Genomic DNA, 16,926 nt, shown 5'->3' on the forward strand with positions numbered 1-16,926 from the left:
CGCGGCGAGGTCTCTTGAACAAACGCGACAGCGGGCGGCCTGGTTGACCTTGCCCCTGGGGCAAGCCTGAGGGTCCCGGGCATGGACCTCTACCTGAAGCAGACGCCGTACAGCGACCCCGGCGAGCTGGATCTCGACGGCCTGCCCCGCGATCCGGCCGAACTCGCCCGTCTCGTAAGGGATCTGATCATCCATCGGGGAGAAGGCGAACGCCTGGGGCATCCCGTCCCCGAGGACCGTCAGCTCGACGACCCCGAGTCACGGTACGTCCGCGAGATCCTGCGGGTCCTGCGCGAGCGCGGGGACGGGCCGCTCACCGCGAAGCGGCCGTACGACGAGCGGTTCGCCGGCACGTGCCGGGACTTCTCGCTGCTGCTGTGCGCGCTGCTGCGGGCCACCGGCACGCCGGCCCGGATCCGCTGCGGCTTCGCCGCGTACTTCGTGGAGGGTTACCACGACGACCACTGGGTCACCGAGTACCGGCTGCCGGACGGGAGGTGGCGGCTGGTCGACGCGCAGGTCCTGCACCCCGCCTACGAGCTCTCCTTCGACCCGCTGGACGTGCCGAGGGACCGGTTCCTGGTGGCCGGGGACGCGTGGCGGGCGTGCCGGGAGGGCGGGGCCGATCCGGGGACGTTCGGGGTCTGGTTCCACGGCGACCTCGACGGCCTGTGGTACATCCGCACCAACGTGCTCCTGGACCTCGCCGCGGTGAACGGGGTGGAGCTGCTGCCCTGGGACGTCTGGGGCCGGGTGGTCCGGGACGACGCCGGCCTCACGGAGGAGGACCTCGCTCTTGTGGACGCGGTCGCCGCGGCCCGTACCGACGACGACTTCCGGCGGGTGTACGAGGACCCGCGGCTCGCGGTGCCGGACGAGGTCATGTCGTACACCGCACGCAGCGGCTACCGCGAACTCCGGAAGGTCAGCCTCCCGAGGATGCCGTCATCTCCACGAGCTTGACGACGGTGTTCCAGTTGCGGCTGGTGGCGATCACGCCCTTGTTCAGCCGCGGCTTGGACAGGTGCTCCGCGAGCTTGGAGCGGCCGAGGCCGTTCGGGGCGTAGAGGTACAGGGCGCGGTCGCCGAGCCTGAACTCCTCGGGCAGGTAGGCGGCTCGGTCGATCTCCGCGAAGCGCTCGGCGTCCACGGGCGCGGAGAAGTAGGTGACGTGGAGCTGCTTGGCCTCCAGTTCGGCGGCCGGGAAGGGACAGGCGTCGGCGATCGCCTTCAGATAGGCGTGGTCCCGCACGATCACGTCGACGGCGAAGCCGAACCGCTTCTCGATCGCGCCGGTCAGCTCCGCGGCGAGGGACTCCTCGTCGCCGTGGCCGCTCGCGAAGACGGCCTGGCCGCTCTGGAGGTACGTGCGTACGCCGTCGTGGCCGAGGCCCTCCATCAGCGTGCGCAGGTCGGCCATCGGGACCTTCTTGGCGCCGCCCACGTTGATCCCCCGCAGCAGCGCCGCATACGTCGTCGTCATCCGCACACCATAAGGCGGCCGTCGGGCCCCTCCTGTGCGACGAGGCGCTGCGCCGACGGACCGGACATCCCGGTAGATGTAAGGGGCCACTGTCCTACCCAGTGGGGAGGGCGCGGGGCCCAGAGGGATGATTCCTGCCCGCCGCACCTCACCGGGCAGCACGACGAGATGGCTTTATCCGGCCCATACCTTCGAAATGAAAGGTGGCGGCAGGGGGCTGTCACCGCTCACGAGGGGGCAAGCCCACCATGGCGAACGGAGATACACGGGTACGGGGACTGGCCGCCCGGGCCGGCGGCTGGAGCGCCCGACACCGATGGGCTGCCGTCGGCATCTGGGTGCTGTTCGTGGTCCTGGCGATGGGGCTCGGCTCGGCGGCGGGCCGGGTCGACGTCAAGGACAGCGACCAGCTGAAGGGGGAGACGCACACCGCCGCGAAGATCATCGAGGACGCCGGCATCGACGAACCGGCCGGCGAGACCGTACTGATCCAGTCGAAGGACGGCGGCGTCAAGGCCACGGACGCCGAGTTCAGGGCCGCCGTCACCGCGGTCGTCCGGGCGGTCGAGGGGACCGGCGAGGTCACGGACGTGACGTCGCCGTACGACACGGACACGATCTCGAAGGACGGCCGCAGCGCGCTGGTGCAGTTCGACATACGCGGCGACGCGGAGACCGCGGGCGAGCGGGTCGAGCCGGTGCTGAAGGCCGTCGAGGGGGTGCAGAAGGAGCACGGGTCGCTGCGGATCGAGGAGATCGGCGGCGCCAGCATGATGAAGACGTTCGACGACGCGTTCGGGGACGACTTCAAGAAGGCCGAGTACTCCGCGGTGCCGGTGGCGCTCGGCATTCTGCTGATCGCCTTCGGCGCGCTGGTGGCCGCGCTGCTGCCGGTGGCGCTGGCGGTCACCGCGATCATGGCGACGATGGGCCTGATGGGCGTCGTCAGCCATGTGATGCCGATGAGCGAGACCGCCAACTCCGTGATGCTGCTGGTCGGTCTGGCCGTCGGTGTCGACTACTGCCTGTTCTATCTGCGCCGCGAGCGCGAGGAGCGCGAGGCCGGACACGACGCCCAGACGGCCCTGCGGATCGCCGCCGCGACCAGCGGCCGCGCGATCGTCGTCTCGGGTGTCACGGTGTGCGTGGCGATGGCGGGCATGCTGTTCACCGGGCTCGCCGAGTTCGAGGCGATGGGCCTGGCCTCGCTGATGGTGGTGGCCGTGGCCATGATCGGTTCCGTGACCGTGCTGCCCGCGCTGCTGTCGCTGCTGGGCGAGCGGGTCGAGAAGGGCCGCATTCCGTTCCTGCGCCGCCGTCGCAAGGGCGGCAACGGTGACAGCCGGTTCTGGACGGCCGTCCTCAAGGGTGTGCTCGCCAGGCCCGTCATCTCCGTCGTCGTGGCGGCCGGCGCCCTGCTGGCGATCGCGGCGCCCGCGCTCGGCATGAAGACCCAGAACCTCACACTGGACCAGGAGTTCGGCGACTCGCTGCCCATCGTGCAGACCTACAACCGGGTCAACGACGCCTTCCCGGGCGGCTCCGAGCCGGCCGAGGTCGTCGTCAAGGCCGATGACATCAACGCTCCCGCGGTGCGGGACGCGCTCGCCGCCTTCAAGGCGGAGGCGGTCGCGTCGGGCGCCTCGCGCGGCCCGGTCGAGATCAAGCTGCACGACCAGCAGAACATGGCCTTCGTGTACGTCCCGCTGGTGGGCGGCTCCGACCTCGACAAGGCGGGCGAGAGCCTGGACAAGCTGCGCGACGAGGTGCGTCCGGCCACCCTCGGCAAGGTCGAGGGCGTCGAGGCGCCGATCACCGGGCAGGTCGCCGGGTCGAAGGACTTCAACGACCAGCTGGCCGGAGCCGTCGTCCCGGTCTTCGCCTTCGTCGTGGTCTTCGCCTTCGCGCTGATGCTGCTGTCGTTCCGCTCGCTGACCATCGCGATCACCTCGATCGTGCTGAACCTGCTGTCGGTCGGCGCGGCGTACGGCATCCTCGTCGGCGTCTTCCAGCACGGCTGGGGCGCGTCCCTGGTGGGCGCGGAGGGCGTCGGCGCCATCATCACCTGGCTGCCGCTGTTCCTCTTCGTGATCCTGTTCGGCCTGTCGATGGACTACCACGTGTTCGTGGTCTCGCGGATCCGCGAGGCGCGGCTGCGCGGCCGTACGACGAAGGACGCGATCCAGCACGGCGTGGTCACCACGGCCGGGGTCGTCACCAGCGCCGCGGTCATCATGGTCGCCGTGTTCGCGATCTTCGGGACGCTGTCCATGCAGTCCATGAAGCAGATGGGCGTCGGCCTCGCGGCCGCGGTGCTGATCGACGCGACGATCATCCGGGGCGTGCTGCTCCCGGCGGTGATGGCGCTGCTCGGCGAGCGCAACTGGTACCTGCCGAAGTGGCTGCACCGGCTGCCCGACCTCACCCACGACGAGTCGCCCGAGCCGGTGGCGCGGCCCGTGGCCCGGGACGACGAGGGTGAGCGGCTGGGGGTCTGAGGGCTTCAAAGGAAGGTGAACCACCCATGACTGAGGGCCCGTTGGCTACCGGGGTGCCAACGGGCCCTCTGCTGTGCCCGCTGTTCTCTGCTCGCTGTGTGTTTTCCGCTTGTTCTATGCCTGCCGCACCGGCAGTTCGGCCTCGATGAGGTCGGCCGCCCGGTGCGTGCCGCCCTCCCCCGCCATCTGCGCCTGGATGTCCTTCAGCCGGCGGGCGGCCTCGGGGTCGTCGACGAGGGCGAGGGCGGTCTCCCGCAGCGCCTCGGCCGTCGCCTCCTCGATGTCGAGACGGCGGGCCACGCCGAGGCCCTGGAGCATGTCGGCGTTGCCGAACTGGTCCACGGCCTGCGGTACGGCGATCATCGGGGTGGCCGTGGCCAGGCCCTCCTGGCTGCCGCCCGCACCGGCGTGCGTGACGAACAGGTCGGCCTGCTTGAGGATCGCCAACTGCGGGACCCACGAACGGACTTCGACGTTCGTGGGGACGTCCCCCAGCTCGGCCGGGTCCACGCGCCTGCCGATCTGGAGCACCAGGTGCCAGCCCGGCAGCTCGCCGAACGCCTTGACGCACTCCCGGTAGAAGCCCGGCTGTTTGGTGAAGGCGGACCCCAGCGACACCAGGACCACCTTCTCGGCGCCGGCCGGCCGCTGCCAGTCGCCCTCCGCGCCGCGGTCGCCCTGGCAGGCCCCCACGAAGGTGTACACGCCCTCGTCGACCCGGTCGGCGTTCGGCTGCAGCGCCTTCGGGATCAGGACGAGGGAGCGGGCGGGGTGGCCCGCGAAGTCGTCCGGGTGCTGGGTGATCCCGTTCTCCTCCAGCCAGGCGTGGAAGCGGGCGTAGTAGGCCTGTCCGCGCTCGGTCTTCCTGGGCTCCGCCCACATCGGCTCGGCCACCTCCTCCTTGTAGCCCTCCCAGGCGACGAGGTTCGGCGACAGGGAGACCGCGGGGACGCCCCAGCGGTGGGCGAGGACGCGGGCCGGATAGGAGGCGATGTCGTGCAGCACGAGGTCCGGCTCGTCGCCCTCGTACGCCTCGACGAGCTGCGGCAGCGCCTGGATCGCGTCGGCCAGGAAGGGTTCCACGTTGTCCAGGAGGGTGGTGCCCCAGGCTTCCGGGTCGTCGTCGGGCCCGGGCAGGGTCGTGTTCCAGGGCTTCACCTCGGCACCGGTCCCGGCGACCTTGTCGGCGAACACGGGCGGGATGGCGTAGGTCACCCGGTGCCCGCGTGCGACGAGCTCGCGGATCACCTCCAGGCTGGGGTTGACGTGGCCGTGGGCGGCGATGGAGAACATGGCGATGTGAGCGGGGCGACTGGTCATGTCACCGACCGTACGTAAGACGAGACGTCTCGTGCAACGTGTTTTCCGGGAGGGCGCTGCGGTCATCCGTCGGAACAGCTCGTGCCGGTCCCCTCGATCCGTCGGCCGCGCGGGCCCGTGACGGTCACCGGCAGCGGTTCGGCCCCTGGGTCGGCGACGCGCTGGGCCCCGAGGGCCGTGCAGATCAGCTGGTCGGCCGCGAGGCCGACCACATCTCCCATCGCGGCGGTCAGTTCGATCGACACGCGTTCGTCCGTCACCGTCACCTTCACGAGGTCGGCCGTACGAACCTCCTGCGGCACCGGCACGGCGCCGTCCGTGGCCGGGGCGGCCGGGACGGCCGTCGGCAGGAGCCCCGGCAGCGACAGCAGCGTCGTCATGCGCTTGACGCGTTCCGCCTCGGTCGGGCCCTCGAGCAGTACCTCCACCGCCGACTCGACGTCGACCGGCGCGACGGTCCTGCGGGGGACCGCGACCAGGGCGTCGTCCGCCACGAAATAGACCCGGATCGTCGGCACGACCCCGCTGGCGGGCCCGCCCGCCTGCACCACGCCGGTCGTGGGGATGCCGCAGGAGGCGAGCGCGCACAGCGCGGGAACGGCCAGCAGTACGGCTCGGCGCAGGGTCCTCACTGTCCGCTCCCTCGGTTCGGCTCGTCCCGGCGCAGCGGGAGTTCCACGGTGAAGACGGCGCCGCCCTCCGGACGGTTCGCCGCCCGGACGGTGCCGCCGTGCATCCGGACGTTCTCCGCCGTGATGGCGAGGCCGAGGCCGCTGCCCTCGGTCCGGGTGCGGGCGGCGTCCGACTTGTAGAAGCGCTCGAAGACGTGGGGCAGCACGCTGTCGGGGATGCCGGGCCCGCTGTCCAGCACCTCGACGACGGCGATCCGGCCCTCGCCCTCGTACAGGCGCAGGTGGACGGGACGGGCACCGTGCCGCAGGGCGTTGCCGACCAGGTTCGCGACCACGACGTCGAGGCGGCGCGGGTCGACCCGTCCGCGCAGCGCGTCGGGCGGGGGCAGACGGACGTCCACCAGGTCCGTCCAGGCGCGGGCGGCGAGCGTGCGCCGCAGCGACTCGGCGAGGTCGATCTCGTCCAGGTGCAGCACCGCCGCCCCCGCGTCGAAGCGGGAGATCTCCATCAGGTCGTCCACCAGCCGGGCCAGTTTCACGGTCTCCTCGCTGATCAGCCGGACCGCGGTGGCGGTGTCGGGGTCGAGGTGGGCGGCATCCTCGTCGAGGACGTCGGTGACCGCGGACATGGCGGCCAGCGGGGTGCGCAGTTCGTGCGAGACGTCCGCGGCGAACCGGCGGGCCCTGGCCTCCATGCCGCGCAGTTCGGCCACCGACTCCTCCAGTGCGGCGGCCGTCTCGTTGAACGTGTGCGACAGGTCGGCGAGTTCGTCGGAGCCGTTGACGTCGAGCCGGGTGTCCAGCCGCCCCTCGGCGATGCTGCGGGTCGCGCGGCGCAGTGCGCGCACCGGCCGCAGCACCCCGCGGGCGGCGAGCAGCGCGAGCAGCACGGCGAGGCCGAGGGCGGGCACGGTGGCCCGCTCGACGGCGGTGACCAGGGCGTCGACGTACGCCTGTTCCGTGGTCTGCGGCACGGTCAGGAACACCTGGACGCCGGACGCGGGACCGGTCGCGGCGGTGCCGGCGGTGAAGGTGACCGACATACCGACGACGAGGGAGGTGTGGTCGCCGCTGTCCACCCGCTGGAAGACGGTGGCCGTGCTGGAGTCGACGGCCGCGCGCAGGGCCGGCGTCAGCTCCTCGAACGGATCGTCGGGAGCGGAGGTGGCGCTCAGCCCGCCGTAGGCGACCAGCACCCGCCAGGTTCCGGCGGGTTCGGCGCCGGCCAGGGAGGTGGCGAACCGCCGCAGTTCGAACTCCCCCGGCGGGACACCGAGTTCGGGGGCGAGCCGGTCGACGTGGGTCCGCAGCAGCTTGATCACGGTGTCCTGGCTCTGCTGGAGCACTCCCGTGCGGGCCTCCCGGAAGGTCAGGGCACCCGTGGTCCCGGCGGTGAGCGCGGCGACCAGCGCGAACGCCACCACCAACCGCATCCGCAGACCGCGCAGTTGGGGCGCTCTGACCCGGGTTCCCGGCAGCCGCCTCACCGGGACGCGAACCGGTAGCCGAAGCCGCGCACGGTCTGGATGTAACGGGGCTCGCGCGAGGGTTCTCCCATCTTGGCGCGCAGCCGTTTGACGCAGGCGTCCACCAGGCGCGCGTCGCCGTGGTAACTGTGTTCCCAGACCGCCTCCAGGAGTTGCTGCCGGCTGAACACCTGGCCGGGCGAGGCGGACAGGGTGAGCAGCAGCCGCAGTTCCGACGGGGCGAGCGAGACCGGCGCACCCTGCCAGGTGACCGAGAGGCCGGCCCGGTCGACGGCCAGGTCCCCGTACGTGTCGATCTTCGGTATGCCACCGTCTGCGGGCGCCCCGGCCGCCCGGCGCAGGACGGCACGGATGCGCGCCGCCAACACCCGTGCCTGCACGGGCTTGACCACGTAGTCGTCGGCTCCGGCTTCGAGGCCTACGACGATGTCCTCGTCGTCGCCCCGCGCGGTCGCCATGATGATCGGCAGCGTCTGGTCCAGGGCCCGCATCCCCCGGCACACGTCCAGGCCGGGCATGCCGGGCAGCATCAGATCCAGCACCACGACGTCCGGCCGGAAGGACCGCAGCCGCTCCAGCCCCTCCTCGCCCGTCTCGGCGGCGGCGACGTCGTGGCCCTGGCGGCGCAGGGCGAGCGCGACGCCCTCCCGCACGGCACGGTCGTCTTCGATCAGCAGAACACGTGGCATGCACCCAGTATCCGCAGGTCCTCCACACGCCCGGGACTCTGTTACCGGATGATCACATGAGGCCCCAACGCGAGCCCGTTATGGTTTCGTTACCGTCCGGGCCAGATCCCATCACATCGCGGTTACAGCCTGAACGACCATGACCGTGCACCGAGCAGCCCCGTCCCGCACCCGCCGCCGCAGGAGCGGCCGCGCGCACGCCTCCGCGGGCGGGCGGAAGGGACCACTGTGGGGAGGACTGGCCGCGCTGACCCTCCTCGGAGCCACCGGATTCGCGGCCGTGGGATGGACGTCCGCGGACCGGGGAGGGGCCGGGGCCGGGGGCGACTCCGCCGCGTGGGACGAGCCCACCGGGCGCACGACGTCCAGCCCCGCCCCGCCCAGTCCTTCCGCGAGCCCGTCCGTGAGCCCGTCCGTCAGGCCGTCGAGTCCCTCCGCCGGCCCTTCCGAGCCGGTCGTCCCGGCCACGGGACCGGGCACCTTCACGACCGCTCCCGGCGGGAGCGCCAAGGTGGGGAAGGGGACGGTCCTGCGCTACCGGGTCGAGGTCGAGGACGGCCTGAAACTGTCCGCAGCGGCGGTCGCCGAACAGGTGGAGGGCATCCTGGCCGACCGGCGCGGCTGGACGGCGGACGGCCGCTCGGCGTTCCAGCGGGTGTCGGGCGGCAGCACCGACTTCGTCGTACGCGTCGCGACACCCGGGACCGTGGACAAGATCTGCGGTCAGTACGGGCTGGACACGGGCGGCGAGGTCAACTGCAGCGTGGACAAGAACGTGATGGTCAACCTCAAGCGGTGGGAACTGGCAACGCCCGTCTACGCCAAGGACGTGACGTCCTACCGGGCGCTGATCATCAACCACGAGGTCGGCCATTTCCTCGGGCACGGTCATGTCACCTGCCCCGGCCCGGGCAAACCTGCTCCCGCGATGATGCAGCAGATCAAGGGCATGCACGGCTGCGTGCCCAACGTCTGGCCGTACGACGACGAGGGGCGGTACGTCACCGGCCCCGCCGTTCCCTGAGCGGGGAGGCTCAGCGCTGGTACCGGGCCAGCACCAGGTTCCCGTCCTCCTCCAGGCGTTCGCGCAGTTCGCCGAGCCCGATCGCGCCGCTGTAGTACTCCTGGAAGGCGGGCGTGGCGACCTTGTCCTTCCACTCCGGGTAGCCCCGGACGGACTGCGCGGGCGCCGGTCGCAGGTGCGCGGCAAGAGCCGTACCGGTGGCCCAGCCGTCCTTCGCGGTGTGCAGGGCGGGGTCCTTCAGGGCCTGCGTGCCGGTGGGCAGCATCCAGTCGCCCAGGGCCAGCCGGACCATGTTCGGCGGCCGGAGCAGGAAGTCGAGGAACGCGACCGCCTCCTTCTTGTGCGGGCTGTCCTCGGCGACGGACAGGGTCTGCGGGCTGACGCCCTGGGTGAGTCCGTCGGCACCGGCCGGGGCGGGCAGCACCTGCCACTCGAAGCCCTTCGGTGCCTGCTGGACGATCTGCTGGCGGTAGGAGAACCCGAGCGGGACCATCGCGTACTTGCCGCCGAAGAAGCCGGGCAGGGTGTCCGAGCCGCCGCTGCCCAGGGTGGTGGGCGAGGCGCTGCGGTCGGTGTTCGCCTGGTCGTGGATGGTGCGCGGCACGGTGTGGTCCGCCGGCTCGAACCGGATCGTCACCTTGCCGTCCGAACCCCGGTGGAAGAGCTGCCCGCCCGCCGACAGGGACAGGTTGAGGGTCGCGGACACGGGCTCCTTGAGCGGCCAGGCCACGCCGTACGTGCCGTCGCCGCTGAGCTGCTCGGTGATCCGCCGGAACTCAGCCCAGCTCCAGGGCTGTTCGGGCGTCGGAATCCGGACGCCGGACTCCCTCAGCCACTTCGCGTTGGCGATGAGCACGCGCGGCTCCTGGAGGAACGGCACGCCGTAGACGCCGTCGCCGAAGGTCGTCGTGTCCCAACTGTGCTGTGGGATGTCCGACTTGAGACGCTCGGGCAGCAGGTCGGTCAGATCGGCGAGGTAGCCGCCGTACGCGAAGTCCGCGAGGTCGTCGGAGGCGTCGTGGATGATGTCGGGTGCCTCGCCGCCCTCGAAGGAGGTGAGGAGCTGGTCGTGGACACTGTCCCAACTGCCTTGGACGTACTCGACCTTGACGTCGGGATGGGTCGCGTTCCACTCCTTCACCAGTTCCTGGTTGGCCTCGATCGACTCCTCCTGCCAGGCCAGGGACTGGAACCGGAGGGTGACGGGTCCGTCCGCGGAGGTACCGCCGCCGCTGGTGCAACCGGCGAGAAGCAGCAGCAGGACGACGATCCATCGGGTACGCATCAGCTCTTCACCGCCCCGGCGAGCATGCCGCCCGTGATCCGCCGTTGGATGATCGCGAAGACGACGAGTGAGGGAAGGGTGGCGAGGAAGGCGGCGGCGGACAGCGGGCCGAGGTCGGCGACGCCCTCCGCGCCGATGAAGTGGGTGAGGACGACCGGCAGGGTCTGTTTCTCGGGCGTCTTCAGCAGCACCAGCGCGAAGAAGAACTCGTTCCACGCGGTGACGAACGCGAACAGCCCCGTCGCCACGATCCCCGGCGCGAGCAGCGGCGCGGTCACCGACACCAGCGTCCGCACCCGCCCGGCCCCGTCGACCGCCGCCGCCTCCTCCAGCTCGGCGGGCACGGCACGGACATATCCGACGAGCATCCACAGCGCGAACGGCAGCGCCCACACGACATACACCAGGACCAGCCCCGCCAGGGAGTTGATCATCCGCAGGTTCTTCAGCACCAGGAACAACGGGATGATCACCAGCACGAGCGGGAAGGCCTGGCTGACCACCACCCAGCCCGTCGCGGCCTTCGCCAGCCCGGTGCGGCGGCGGGCCATGACATAGGCCAGCGGGGTCGCGATCAGTACGGCGACCAGGGCGGCGCCGAGCGCGGCGAGCAGGGAGTTGCCCGCGGCGCGCAGCAACGGCTGTTCGTCGAAGGCCTGCCGGAAGTTGTCGAGGGTGGGGTCCTCCGGGATCCAGGAAGGGTGCAGACTGCCCAGCTCCCGCGGCGACTTGAAGGCGGTGGAGACGAGCCAGAGGAAGGGGAAGGCGAGGAAGACGAGATACGCGAGCAGCGCCGCGTACTGGCCGACACGGCCGCCGGTGCTGGTCCTCATGTGTCGTCACCTCCCCTGAGCCGGCCCACCAGGAACAGGGCGAGCAGCACCGAGACCACGGCGACCATCACGCAGCCCATCGCCGCCGCGTAGCCGAACTGGCCGTAGCGGAAGGCCTCTTCGTAGGCGAAGAGCATGGGCAGGCGGGTGCGGCCGCCGGGGCCGCCGCTGGTCAGGACGTACACCAGGGCGAAGGAGTTGAAGTTCCAGATGAAGTTGAGAGTAATCTTTTAAGGGTTCCGTTGCTGCAGCGTGCGCGAGTGTGTTGTGGCTCTGACCTGTACCTTCCCTTGGGGGTGCACTCTTGGTTGGTCATGGGTTACCCCAGGGTTGGACAGGTTCGTTCCCCGGTTGTTTCCCAGTCCGCTCCATAGGCACAGCGAAGGCCCCCGCGGACCATTCCGTGGGGGCCGTGCCGTGAGGAACCAGAGCGGGGGCTGTTCACCCGGGGAGGCGAATCGTTTCCCCCGCTCTGGCCACTACATCTAACGATCAGATCATGCGCTTGACACGGGCAAATGCATCACACGATCGAGTGAGTTTGGACCATGGCCAGTCATAAACGAACACGGACCGCCCGTCCGCCGGCAAGGGGGTGCTCGCGGCGGACGGACGACCGTTCCGGCGTAGGCGGACCTGCGCCGGGCATGTGAGGGGGGTGGCATTCGGGCAGCGCGGCCGCCCTGAAAGTTGGACTGCGTGGGCTTGACATATAAGCGCACAATCGTTACGCCAGGGTGTGGATCGGTGACTCACTGTTGAGTTCTGGCGTGTGATCGTACGCTCACTCACAGCTCGGGTACCCCTCCTAGATCGTAAAATGTACGGTCACCGATACAGACACAAGATCATTAACCCGCCAGCGTTAACGGGTGCCGTCCGCCGTACCGCCGCCCGACTGGGTCATTGCCCGCCGCCGGGTCATCGGCGACCGCATCCGCGCTGCTCGTCTGCACGCGAACCTGACCCAGGAACGCCTCGCCGAGTTAGCCGAGATGGACCGGCAGACCATCAATCGGATCGAGCAGGGCCATCAGTCCCCGATCGTCGACAACTTGATTCGTATCGCCGACGCCCTCGACGTGCCCCTCGCGGATCTCGTGCGCTGAGGTCCGCCGCCGGCCGGTCTCAGATCACCGGCGACGGACCCCCCTGGCCGCCCTCGGGGGTGGGCGGCCGTCATCCCTCCCGTATCGGCTCCGGCCGGGACACAGGAGAGGTCTGGGTGGGCACCGGCGTACACCGGGTCTTGCAGATGTGGACGACGGAGCCCGCGCCTGTCGGGCCGAGGTTGTCGATCGTGTCGACGTCCTCGTCGTTGCGGGGCTGGTCGCAGCGCTGGCAGAACTTCACGAGCGGACCTCCTCGCGCCAGAGGTCGAACCATGCCCGGTACAGCTTCGCCGCCTCCTGGCACTCCGGCTTCGTGTCCCCCGGCTTCGGGTTCGGCCGGCAGTCGCGGCATCTGACGCAGTGCTCGGACAGGTCGACGAACGCGGCCTTCGCCGGGGGCAGCGTCGAAATGGTGGTCATCGGCGTCCCTCCCGGGCGAGCTGCTCCAGCCGTATCCGGGTGTCACACCGGGACGCGTCATCGACGCACTGCTCGCAGTTCCCGGCATGCTCACGGACTGCGGCTGTAGCGGCTTTCTGGACGCAGCCGGGGCATGCTCGGGGGAACCAACGCATGAGGCTGGTGGAGCCGTTGAGGGGGCTCATCCGCTCGCCGAGGTTCACGGCCGCCGTCGGGGCGAGGGGGACCCCGTCGTAGACGCAGGTTGCGCCGCGGGTCTGGTCGTCGGTGCGCGTGTTGAGGTCGGGCAGCGGAAGCAGCGCTAAGACCTTGAGATTGCTCGACCCATCGACTCTGCTGCCTGACATGCGTGGACCCCCTGGCCTGTCGGTTTGTGCTGCTCAACCGACGCTAGAAGCCAGGGGGTCACGAAAGGGGTACAGACTGTACCCCTTCTGCGGTTCAGACCACGCCGAGGCGGATCCCCAACTCGACCAGCTCCCCCCGCTTCCGAGTACGGATCATCGTGCCGACCGTCTCCCGCACCGCCGCATGCGCGCGCGTCGCCTGCGGGGCCAGCCGCTCCGCATCCAGGAACGCCGCCACCGCCTCATCCCGCTGCCCGTTGTAGAAGTAGGCGCGGCCGCGGTCGATGTGGAAGTGGGAGTGCCGCTCGCGGGAGTACCCGGCCGGGAGCCTGACCTTCTCAGCGCTGGCCACGGCAGCCTTCCCGCGGCCCATCTCCACAGGAAGACTCACCGACCACAGGGCGGTGTTGGTGGGGCCGAACTGCATCTGCCAGTCGTTGCGGTCCTCGCCCAACTGGTCGGCGGCCTGCTGTGCGTGGCCGAGGTGGCGGACCGCGCCCTTCGTGTCGGTCGCCCGGGCCAGGTTCAACGACGCTTTCAGGTGGAACGCGCCACGCAGCGACACCGCCTCCGGGCCCGGAGACGCGATGGCGCCGAGCTCGGTGAGCGCGTCGTCGATGATGGCGCCGGCCTCGTCGTGCTCGCCGATGGTGAGGAACTCGCCTGCGTCGTACCAGCTGGCGGCCAGGATGCGCAGCGGGTCGCCGGTTTCCTGTGAGGCCCACAGGACGCGTTCGGTGGCGAGGGTGGCGTCGGAGGTGTGGCCGAGCTTGTACAGGTACTGCATGGCGCACTCGTACGCGGAAGCGAGCAGGCTGAACACGTGGCGCCGGTCGTCGCCGTCGGTGAGTTCGGCCGCGACTTGGAGGTCGCGCAGCAGCGCGGGCAGCAGGGTGCCGGACTTGGCGAGGGCGGCGGCCTGCCGGTAGGCGTTGGCCTCATCGACGCGGGCCTGTAGTTCTGGCAGGTCGACGGTGGCGGCTTCGGCTTCGGTGGGTCGGGCTGGCCTGCCGTGCCGCATCAACGCGCGGCGTACGGCGGCCACCGAGGCGACGGCTTGCTGTCCGTCGCGGTCGGCTTGGACGGGCACGTAGGGGGCTCCGGTGATTTCGGTGGGGTGGCAGTCGAGGGCTTGCGCGAAGGCGAGGATGACGGCCGGCCGGTCCAGTGAGCGGCGGCCTTGCTCAAACTTTTTGACGGCTTCGAGGGAGTAGCCGCTTTCGGTGGCGAGGCGGGCTTGTGTCCAGCGGTGGCGGGCGCGGAGCCGGGCGAGGCGCTGGCCGTTGCTCTCGGCTGTGTCGGTGGGGTGGGGCATACTGGTCTCCGTTCCTGACTCGACATCTGGAACGGTACGCCGATCGGCCGGTGGTGTGCGTGGGTAAGGCCCTTACGGATTAAGGTCCGTGGGGGCCTTCTCTCTGTGCGGGCGGGCTTGAGATTGCCGGGACCGGCATGAGTATCCGACGTGCCGAATCACTACGCTTAGAGGTATGTCCCCCTCCCCTTCGGCCTCCGGGCCTGTGCGGTCTGCTGCCGTCGTGAACGAGGACATTCGCGCCCTGTGGCGGGATGTGCGTGTGCGGTTGACGGACGAGGAGCGGGCCCGGCTGGAAAGGCTGTACGAAGAGTGGGCGGCCGCGGTACGGGCCGAGGTCGTCGAAGCGGCCTGAGGCCCTTGGGACATAGCGAAACGGCCCCCGCCGCCACGAAGGCGACGGGGGCCACGAGGATGCCGGCGATCAGATCGAGGGAAGCGCCCCGACTCCCAAGCGGTTGGCGAGCCAGTCCATGCCCTTCGGCGTGAGGAAGGTCTGCTCGACCGTCTTGTAGCCGGCGGGCACGAGCTTTACCTTCGCCCGACCTTTCTGCAGGTGCTCTTCGTAGGGGATCCGGGGGTTCTGGATCTGGAGGAAGTGCATTTCCTCGGAGCGGAGCAGGTCCATGAACTTGGTGCGGCCGAGGCCTGTGACGTCGTGGAGGGCCTTTGCCGCGGCGCCCATCTCGATCAGCCCGTCGGAGTTACAGAGGGCGTCCCACTTGCTCGCCTTCGGCTTGGCGACGGCGAGTTCCTTCCTGGTGGTGACGAGCTCACGAGCGGCAGCGAGGTACTGCTCGGCGAGGACGACGACGCCCTCAGGGTTGGAGACGTCGGGCTTCCCAGCGAGTTCGGCTTCGCGGGTCTTCACCGCGAAGTACGTCTGCGCGGCGGCGATCTCCGGCTTACGGGAGTCGCCGTTCATTGCGATCAGGTAGCAGGCGTATCGGGTGAGCCGGTAGTCAGCGACGTTCTGCTTACCCCATCGGCCGCCCTGAATCACTTTCGAGGCTCCTCGAAAGTGATCAAGCGGGTCCATGCCGCTGTTCTGCGCTGCTGCCATCGCTCGCTGGATGGCGACCTCGAAACGCTCCCACTTCTCGTACCCCATCGGAGCGTGGAGGTCTCGGGCGGACCAACGCTCCTGGCCGTTGTGGTCCAGAAGCATGAGCCGGTCGAAGGGGCTGGAACCCCCACTGTCGCCCGAAGGTACCGGCGCGCTACGGTTGTCGTGATTCAAGGCTTACTCCTTGGATCCACGCCCTCGGCGGCCTCATCCGCGCGAGGGCATACTCATGTCCGTCGCCCGAATGATCGTCACCCGGACGACACAAGGCTACTCCCTGTGAGTGACAACCCAGGGGGCATAACAGTTAGTCATCGGGCATGACAAATGCCCCGCCGGCCGCCCGTGTTGGGCAACCGACGGGGCCGAAGCCACCTCACACGTACAGGGTTCGCCGCGGATCCAACGCCGCAGCCTGCGGACCACTCCCCGGCTCCGGCTCCGGGTCCGACGGTGGGCACGTGTAGCGCGGAGCAGCCGGATCGAAGTCGTCCACCGGCTCACACGAATAGGTGTCACCGAACCGGTCAGTCCACGTCCACCCCGCCGGCGGCTTCCCGTCCGCACCGTCAGTCCCGTTCGCTCCGTCGGTCCCGTCCCGGCCCGCCACCCCCGGTGCCCCGGACGGGCCCGGCACCGTCGAATCCGCACCCGGTGGACCACTGGGACCAGGGACCGTCGAGTCTGCGCCGGGCCGACCGGGAGCACCCGAAGCCCCGGATGCACCCGGAGACGGCGACGGTGCGGGCTTCCCCGATTCGCCAGCGTCCCCCTTCTCGCCACGCTCGCCAGCGGGCCCGGTCTCGCCCACGCCCGGCTCGCCACGCGCCCCCGTCGGCCCGGCCACCGGAGTCCCGCCAAGACCCTCCACCTGCTGGACCAGCGCGTCGATGACCGCATGATCCGCCCGCCGATCCTGCGCCCCGTCCACCACCAGCACAGCAAGCGCAGCCATCAGCCCCAGCGCGAGGATCCCAGTGACCGCGCCGAGCCACTCCGCGCGCGGCAGCCGCACCTCACGACGTCGTCTGCGATGCGTCCTGCTCATTTCGCGACCACCGCCCACACCGCGATCGCCGCCGACAACAGCCCCATGAAGACGGGCACGATCATCTGGTAGAGGCGGGCCTGCCGCTCCTGCTCGCGCCGGTCCCGCTCCGCCAGCTTCTCCGCCTCGAACGCGTCCTCCAGAGCGTCACGCTCGTCGCGGACCTTCTGCACTTCCTGCGACAGGGCGTTGATCCGCTGGTCGGTGTACGCCGACTGGAGGGCGTACACCTCGGTGGAGACGACCTTGTCGAGGCGGGAGTTGATGCCCTGGCCCATCGAGCGGATCTCGTCGCGGAGGGCGTCGACGTTGCGGCCGAGTTCGCCAACGGACAGGTTCTCAGCCACGCGTCACCGCCGGTCGCACT

17 protein-coding genes and 2 pseudogenes are annotated in these 16,926 nt (G+C 70.2%); 5 read left to right on the plus strand and 14 right to left on the minus strand.

Features of this window, described 5'->3' with window-relative positions:
- Positions 1-81: 81 nt before the first annotated feature.
- The gene (locus OG252_RS12875) at positions 82-963 is read left to right on the plus strand and encodes a transglutaminase-like domain-containing protein (RefSeq protein ID WP_266449426.1); all 882 of its coding nucleotides are present in this window, start codon (positions 82-84) and stop codon (positions 961-963) included.
- Here the strand turns inward: OG252_RS12875 and OG252_RS12880 are convergent.
- Positions 926-1,483, minus strand: coding sequence for a DUF1697 domain-containing protein (locus tag OG252_RS12880; protein WP_329336015.1), 558 nt, complete (start codon positions 1,481-1,483; stop codon positions 926-928). The two genes, OG252_RS12875 and OG252_RS12880, sit on opposite strands and share 38 nt — an antisense overlap.
- A 248-nt stretch (positions 1,484-1,731) precedes the next feature.
- Between OG252_RS12880 and OG252_RS12885 the strand changes: the two genes are divergently transcribed.
- Complete coding sequence (locus tag OG252_RS12885; protein ID WP_266449420.1) at positions 1,732-3,981, plus strand: MMPL family transporter; 2,250 nt, start codon at positions 1,732-1,734, stop codon at positions 3,979-3,981.
- Positions 3,982-4,095: 114 nt separating this feature from the next.
- Here OG252_RS12885 and mgt read toward each other — a convergent pair.
- From mgt to OG252_RS12905, 4 genes and pseudogenes are all read right to left on the minus strand, one after another.
- A pseudogene (gene mgt, locus OG252_RS12890) lies at positions 4,096-5,338 on the minus strand (macrolide-inactivating glycosyltransferase).
- Positions 5,339-5,363: 25 nt separating this feature from the next.
- The gene (locus tag OG252_RS12895; RefSeq protein WP_329336017.1) at positions 5,364-5,933 is read right to left on the minus strand and encodes a hypothetical protein; all 570 of its coding nucleotides are present in this window, start codon (positions 5,931-5,933) and stop codon (positions 5,364-5,366) included.
- Positions 5,930-7,366, minus strand: coding sequence for a sensor histidine kinase (locus OG252_RS12900; protein WP_329336018.1), 1,437 nt, complete (start codon positions 7,364-7,366; stop codon positions 5,930-5,932). The genes OG252_RS12895 and OG252_RS12900 overlap by 4 nt, the downstream gene beginning before the upstream one ends.
- A 50-nt stretch (positions 7,367-7,416) precedes the next feature.
- Positions 7,417-8,109: a response regulator transcription factor gene (locus OG252_RS12905; protein WP_266449415.1), complete on the minus strand. Its 693-nt coding sequence runs from the start codon at positions 8,107-8,109 to the stop codon at positions 7,417-7,419.
- 139 nt (positions 8,110-8,248) lie between these two features.
- On the opposite strand from OG252_RS12905, the gene OG252_RS12910 reads away from it, so the two are divergent.
- Positions 8,249-9,133 carry a DUF3152 domain-containing protein gene (locus OG252_RS12910; protein WP_329336020.1) on the plus strand — a complete coding sequence of 295 codons (885 nt, stop codon included), beginning with the start codon at positions 8,249-8,251 and terminating at the stop codon, positions 9,131-9,133.
- 10 nt (positions 9,134-9,143) lie between these two features.
- Here OG252_RS12910 and OG252_RS12915 read toward each other — a convergent pair whose 3' ends face one another.
- The 3 genes and pseudogenes from OG252_RS12915 to OG252_RS12925 all read right to left on the minus strand — a co-directional run.
- The gene (locus tag OG252_RS12915; protein ID WP_329336022.1) at positions 9,144-10,418 is read right to left on the minus strand and encodes an ABC transporter substrate-binding protein; all 1,275 of its coding nucleotides are present in this window, start codon (positions 10,416-10,418) and stop codon (positions 9,144-9,146) included.
- Positions 10,418-11,251, minus strand: a complete 834-nt coding sequence (locus OG252_RS12920) for a carbohydrate ABC transporter permease (protein ID WP_329336024.1) — start codon at positions 11,249-11,251, stop codon at positions 10,418-10,420. Before OG252_RS12920 ends, OG252_RS12915 begins: the two co-directional genes overlap by 1 nt.
- Positions 11,248-11,472, minus strand: a pseudogene (locus OG252_RS12925) (sugar ABC transporter permease); the annotation flags it as partial. The gene OG252_RS12920 and the pseudogene OG252_RS12925, both read right to left, overlap by 4 nt.
- 651 nt (positions 11,473-12,123) lie before the next feature.
- Between OG252_RS12925 and OG252_RS12930 the strand changes: the two are divergent.
- Entirely contained in the window at positions 12,124-12,360 is a 237-nt protein-coding gene (locus OG252_RS12930) for a helix-turn-helix domain-containing protein (RefSeq protein ID WP_329336026.1), read from the plus strand.
- Positions 12,361-12,430: 70 nt separating this feature from the next.
- Here OG252_RS12930 and OG252_RS12935 read toward each other — a convergent pair whose 3' ends face one another.
- The 4 genes from OG252_RS12935 to OG252_RS12950 all read right to left on the minus strand — a co-directional run bounded on the left by OG252_RS12935 (position 12,431) and on the right by OG252_RS12950 (position 14,445).
- Complete coding sequence (locus OG252_RS12935; RefSeq protein WP_329336027.1) at positions 12,431-12,604, minus strand: hypothetical protein; 174 nt, start codon at positions 12,602-12,604, stop codon at positions 12,431-12,433.
- A complete protein-coding gene (locus OG252_RS12940) occupies positions 12,601-12,783 on the minus strand; it encodes a hypothetical protein (protein ID WP_329336029.1) in 183 nt (60 codons plus the stop codon). The genes OG252_RS12935 and OG252_RS12940 overlap by 4 nt, the downstream gene beginning before the upstream one ends.
- Complete coding sequence (locus tag OG252_RS12945) at positions 12,780-13,130, minus strand: hypothetical protein (protein ID WP_329336031.1); 351 nt, start codon at positions 13,128-13,130, stop codon at positions 12,780-12,782. The genes OG252_RS12940 and OG252_RS12945 overlap by 4 nt, the downstream gene beginning before the upstream one ends.
- A 94-nt stretch (positions 13,131-13,224) precedes the next feature.
- On the minus strand, positions 13,225-14,445 hold the full coding sequence (locus OG252_RS12950; protein ID WP_329336033.1) for a helix-turn-helix domain-containing protein: 1,221 nt from the start codon (positions 14,443-14,445) through the stop codon (positions 13,225-13,227).
- A 223-nt stretch (positions 14,446-14,668) separates the two neighbouring features.
- Between OG252_RS12950 and OG252_RS12955 the strand changes: the two genes are divergently transcribed.
- The gene (locus OG252_RS12955) at positions 14,669-14,800 is read left to right on the plus strand and encodes a hypothetical protein (RefSeq protein WP_329336035.1); all 132 of its coding nucleotides are present in this window, start codon (positions 14,669-14,671) and stop codon (positions 14,798-14,800) included.
- A gap of 69 nt (positions 14,801-14,869) precedes the next feature.
- Here OG252_RS12955 and OG252_RS12960 read toward each other — a convergent pair whose 3' ends face one another.
- Positions 14,870-15,685, minus strand: a complete 816-nt coding sequence (locus tag OG252_RS12960) for a phage antirepressor KilAC domain-containing protein (protein ID WP_329336037.1) — start codon at positions 15,683-15,685, stop codon at positions 14,870-14,872.
- Between the two features lie 870 nt (positions 15,686-16,555).
- Positions 16,556-16,906, minus strand: coding sequence for a hypothetical protein (locus OG252_RS12965; protein WP_329336039.1), 351 nt, complete (start codon positions 16,904-16,906; stop codon positions 16,556-16,558).
- Positions 16,907-16,926: the final 20 nt, after the last annotated feature.

This window comes from Streptomyces sp. NBC_01352 (assembly GCF_036237295.1).
In the GTDB taxonomy this organism is placed as follows: Bacteria; Actinomycetota; Actinomycetes; order Streptomycetales; family Streptomycetaceae; genus Streptomyces; species Streptomyces plumbiresistens.